Raw genomic sequence first — 4,035 nt, forward strand, 5'->3', positions numbered from 1 at the left:
GGGGCTTGGAAAATTCCTTGCGCGTTTTGACTGAACTATTATTGACAATTCCACTTTTTCGAACGATAACTCTTTCAATCCGCAAAGTATCGGCAATAAGTTTTTAATGCAAAATTTATCGCCTTATCAAAATTAACGATTCTTATATTTCTGCTAAAAGACATACCAAACAGGCCCGCATGAAAAAAAGCCATGCGGGCCTTTATCATAATATAAAGAAGTAAAATGAATTTTGATTCTTAATATCTCAACTTTCCCAGTTCTAAAAAATCAGTTGAGTCTTTGCAACAACGCTTTTTGCAGTTTCTAAAAAACAGAAGTTGACAGAGACATCGGTGACCGTTCGGAAGCCGTGATTTTGCGGATTAAATGCTAATAATACTAACAAAATCAGAATTATTGCCGATAATAGAAAAGATAATGAATATAAAGACACACTAACTTACAAAAGGGGGCAATGTTTCGATGAAAATAAGTTCTGTTGTTAAAAATTTCTATAACAGCTACAGTCAAATGACAGAAAGTCAAAAATCAATGAAAAAAAGCCAACCATCCAGTCAGTCTGTTTCAAAAAAAACGGATACGCTTAGTATTTCAAAAGAAGCCTATGAAACGCCGAAAAGTGACGAGACAATGCGTGCCACATCAGGAAAAGACTCGCTTGGAATAACCAAGGGCGAGAAAGCAAACAGTTTTGTTATCCATTTTTCTGATTCCGCAATGGTTAGCAGGGCTATTTCAAGGGGCTATCTTACCGTTAACGGTGTCGATATCCAGCTTTCTGATGATGTAAAAAAGCAATTAACGGAAATCGACCAGCAGGCCCAGGCGGATCGGGAAGCGGCCTTTAATCAGCGTAGCCTGGCCCATAATCTGGCGGTCACCAAACAACAAAGTGAAGCCTGGGCAAATGCCTACAACGATTTAGCGGAAGCGATTGAAATCGCCGCTAAAATTTCTGCGGGCGGAAAAGTATCCAGTTCTGACCTGAAAAAATTGATGGAGACAAGTCCGCAGCTTTATGCGATGGCAATGGCTGCAAAAGCTATGGCAGAAAGTCAGGAAAGACAGACTGAAGCTGAAACAACAGGCAATGAAGAAACAAGCAAGAGCAATGCTGCCACTCAAGGCGTTAGCTGGTCCGATTTTGAATGGAAATCTTACGAAACACAGATGCATGTCACCTTAGATGGCACGCCATCCGTTACCAGTGTCGAAAAAGGAGAAGTTGTTCTTGAATAATAAATAAAAACGCTTAAAACCCAGTACAATCATTTCAAAAACGACAAATACTATAATTAGCATGTAAATTTTAAGAAATCTCACCCGTTTCCTCTCAACGAATTGTTATTTTTTTTATGTTATAATTCCCGAATCGGCGTATCTGATAAATCATCGTCGGCATTGAACGCTCCATATCCACCTTTATCAACGGGAACATCGGAGACGTTTGATTCTTGCTATTCTTTAATCAATAGCCTGATCCCTGTTCCCCTTTTCATATAAAGCAGCGATATTCTGGATTCTGCGTATCATTTCGGTGCGGATATGGGGCGGCTCCAAGCACTCGCATTTATCACCAAAACTTAAAAGAATCGTGTAATAATAGTCGTTCTCGATGAAGGGAAAATAAGCGATGTAATGGGCATCGCCGTCTGGCGAAATGTGTTCATCCGGGCAATAATCAAGAACCCTATCGAGGGCCGATTGATGAATGCGGACTTTAATTTTTGTCTGCATCGTCGCCAGTGTATCCGAAAAATCCAACTTCAGTTTTTGATGGTCGCGTGGCACAAATGTTTTTTCTTCCATTTGTAAATTTGAGATGCGGGACAGTTTGAATAGGCGAAAATCATTTCGTTTATAGCAATACCCGTGCCAATACCAATGATTACTTTTTAATAAAAGCTGATACGGCTCAGCTGTTCGGGCGGTTTTATTGCCGTGGCGATCGGCATAATCAAAAGACAGCAGTTTGTTTTCCTGTAGCGCTGTTTTAACTATTTCCAAATAGGCTTGTATATTCCGATTGCCCATCCACGGACTTAAATCGACATAAATCTGATTTGCCTTCAGTTCAATGTCTTTGGCACTGTCGGCGGGGATAAAGCTCTTAACTTTGGCCAGGGCATTTACCAGTTCATCCCCCCGGATCATCGTTGAAAGATTGGAAAGACCCATCAGGATCGCAGAAAGGTCAGCCGTCGAAAATACTTTTTTATCAATCTTATATTGCTCCATGATGGCAAAGCCACCGCCCACTCCCGGTGTCGAACAAACAGGAATACCCGCCATGTTGATCGCATCGATGTCACGATAAATGGTGCGGGGGGACACTTCAAATAGATCTGCCAACTCCTGTGCGCCGATCCGCTCTTTTTCAAGAAGGATCATAATAATGCTAATCAGTCGATCCACTTTCATCGTATCACCGCCCTTCATTTTTTAACTTTTTTTCATTGTAAATTATGGCCATACTGTTGTCAACAATTGCAAGGTATAATAAAAGAGCAAACGGGAATTACCTGTTTACATCGTTAAAAAAACATACAACTGGAGGAAAATTATGTTTACGATCTATGTTTACGTTCTTGATACCTTGGCCGACTGGGAACTGGGCTATGTTACAGCAGAACTTAATTCTGGCCGCTTTTTTAAAAAGGGTGCCCCACCTGTCTCACTCAAAACAGTTAGTGCAAATAAAGCGCCAATTACAACCATGGGCGGGATGACAGTGGTGCCCGATTGCCTAATTGATGATCTTGTAGTGAGTAAAACAAGCGTCTTACTGTTACCGGGTGCCGATACCTGGAACGACCCGAAGCATAGCGCAATTATCAAAAAAGCCAGCGAATTTCTCGCTTCTGGTGCGACGGTGGCCGCAATCTGCGGGGCGACTGCTGCACTTGCCAACTTTGGACTATTGGATAAACGGCCACATACCAGTAATGGCCCGGGATTTCTTGAAATGTTCTGTTCTGCTTATACTGGTCAGGTTTTTTATCTCGACCAACCATCGGTCGCCGATAACAATCTGATTACAGCCAGTTCCACCGGTGCTTTGTTGTGGGCCAAACAGATTATTAAGCGTTTGGATGTTTTTCAGGCAAACACACTGGCCGCTTGGTATGACTATTTTAGCACCGGCGAGCCCAAGCATTTCTTTGCCCTCATGCAAACCTTGCCGGCCGGCGATGACAACTGAGCGACCATTGTTATAAAGAGAGCGGGACCATCGATCATACAGGATGGCTGTTTTGTACGACTTTCTGGATCTCAAATTTAATTCTTAAAACCTTCTTTACTTCATTCCGAAAGATAAAGAATTAACGATGAAGCATCGATATCTGGTTGAAATTTGGGTAAAAATATCTAACGACCGAAAAATCAGGCCGAGAAACGTTTGCGTCTGAGAAATTCCCGGTCAGAAACATGGACTCTCGCGAATTGAGTCTCATAAAAAATCTCGGTAAATTTGGAAATTGCAACATCGCTTTCGGAAAGGTTTGCAAATTTGAAGGAGAAGGATTTAATGAACTCGGATCAATCTAAAATCGGCACGTCCCTAACACCCGTCATTCAAAATGAGTATCACAACAACAGTGCCCTTGATGAATTTCATGTCATCAGCCAGTCAGAAATCGGAAAATATGAGGCGCTGCGTTATCGTTATCTCAAAGAGCATAAGCAACGCTTATTCCTGGAACTGTTTTTCCAGGATAAACTCGGCGAACACCTGCGGACAGTCGAACTGTCGGCCCGCAATCGGCTCGATCAGATCATGAGATGTCTGCTGGCCAGACATCCGGCGCCTGACCCGAAAACCAGCCCGTTAACCTGGGTATGGCACATGAACCAGCTCAAGGAACAGGCCCATACCATTGTCGTTTCGGAACTGATTTACAACTAGAAGCAACCTAAAATAAGAAGCGGAGCGTTTTTCTTCGCTTAAGACGGTCAAAAAAGTCAGCTAAACCAGCCAATGTCATTAAGTTAAGAAATCAGAAGAGTTTTATGTTTGCAAAAGCATAAGGC

The 4,035-nt window shown here is 42.3% G+C and carries 4 protein-coding genes; 3 read left to right on the forward strand and 1 reads right to left on the reverse strand.

Annotated elements, in window-relative coordinates:
• The first annotated feature begins 513 nt into the window (after window positions 1-513).
• Entirely contained in the window at window positions 514-1,242 is a 729-nt protein-coding gene (locus Q7P33_RS17740; RefSeq protein WP_303872074.1) for a hypothetical protein, read from the forward strand.
• A gap of 225 nt (window positions 1,243-1,467) precedes the next feature.
• Here Q7P33_RS17740 and Q7P33_RS17745 read toward each other — a convergent pair whose 3' ends face one another.
• A complete protein-coding gene (locus Q7P33_RS17745; protein WP_303872075.1) occupies window positions 1,468-2,424 on the reverse strand; it encodes a YafY family protein in 957 nt (318 codons plus the stop codon).
• Window positions 2,425-2,566: 142 nt separating this feature from the next.
• On the opposite strand from Q7P33_RS17745, the gene Q7P33_RS17750 reads away from it, so the two are divergent.
• A complete protein-coding gene (locus Q7P33_RS17750; protein ID WP_303872077.1) occupies window positions 2,567-3,205 on the forward strand; it encodes a type 1 glutamine amidotransferase family protein in 639 nt (212 codons plus the stop codon).
• A 327-nt stretch (window positions 3,206-3,532) separates the two neighbouring features.
• Window positions 3,533-3,910, forward strand: coding sequence for a TnpV protein (locus tag Q7P33_RS17755; RefSeq protein WP_303872078.1), 378 nt, complete (start codon window positions 3,533-3,535; stop codon window positions 3,908-3,910).
• Window positions 3,911-4,035: the final 125 nt, after the last annotated feature.

It is taken from the genome of Acetobacterium wieringae (assembly GCF_026646375.1).
GTDB classification, from domain to species: domain Bacteria; phylum Bacillota; class Clostridia; order Eubacteriales; family Eubacteriaceae; genus Acetobacterium; species Acetobacterium wieringae_A.